This window comes from Thalassotalea eurytherma (genome assembly GCF_030161415.1).
GTDB lineage: Bacteria > Pseudomonadota > Gammaproteobacteria > Enterobacterales > Alteromonadaceae > Thalassotalea_G > Thalassotalea_G eurytherma.
Genome location: NZ_BSSU01000033.1, coordinates 1 through 1,101, shown reverse-complemented (window position 1 = coordinate 1,101; position 1,101 = coordinate 1). Strand labels below are relative to the sequence as shown.

Genomic DNA, 1,101 nt, shown 5'->3' with positions numbered 1-1,101 from the left:
CTTGTATGGATAATAAACCCACCAAACTTAAACTTTTTCGGTAAAGTGAGACCCAAGCCTTAGCTGCAACTAAGGCCATCTTTTACAGTAGTTCGATTAAACATAGGCTCCTCAATCGAGAGACCGATAACAAGAACGAACGCTGTAAAAGACTCCAAGCAAAATACTCGAATAGTCTACTGGGTCTCGAACCCGCATTACGCAAGCAAGGGTTAGCTTATTATGAAAAACACATTGAATCAAAACATAAATGTTGGTGTCGATACGGGTAAATTTCAACTGGATATCTATATTCGACCGATTGATATTTATTTTACCGTCACTAATGATGAATCAGGTATTGCACAAGCAGTAAAGCAGATTAAAAAGTACAAGCCTCAACGTATTATCATTGAAGCAACTGGCCGGCTTGAGATGCCGTTTATCATGGCATGTGCCAAAGCTAAATTACCATTTGTGATAGCCAACCCCATTCACATAAAACGCTTCGCTGGAGCCATTGGACAACGAGCTAAAACAGATAAGCTTGATGCACAACTTATTGCCCACTATGGCGAGGCAATAAAACCAAAATTATCTCAGCTAAAGCCTAATTCTATGCAAGCTATGAGTGATTTAGTCGCGAGAAGAAATCAATTACTTGTCATGCAAACCATGGAAAAAAATCGCCTACAATCTCTACCTAAAAGCTTAGCGAACACTATAAAGCCTGTTCTTACAGCTTTTAAAAATCAAATAACCAAAATTGAAAGTAAGCTTATTGAGCTCATTGAATCTTGCCCTGAATATCAAGCGAAAAATCTACTGCTACAAAGCATGACGGGCATTGGCAAAATAGCGTCAGCGACTATTATTAGCAACTTACCCGAGCTAGGGTATATGACAAGTAAACAGGCAAGTTCACTCGTTGGTGTGGCACCAATGAATCGGGAAAGTGGGCGTTATAAAGGCTTACGAAAAATCCAAGGAGGAAGACATCAAGTGCGTACTGTTTTATACATGGCAATGATGTCAGCAATTCAAAGTAACCCTGTTTTTAAAGAGACATATCAACGGTTAGTAGCGGCTGGAAAACCTAAAAAAGTAGCAATAATTGCCTGT

General features: G+C 39.3%; 1 protein-coding gene. It reads left to right on the top strand.

Annotated features, from left to right (window positions below; genetic code table 11):
- Positions 1–222: 222 nt before the first annotated feature.
- Positions 223–1,101, top strand: an 879-nt coding sequence (locus QQK02_RS16400) for an IS110 family RNA-guided transposase (RefSeq protein WP_284209234.1), incomplete at its 3' end; no start/stop codon positions are given.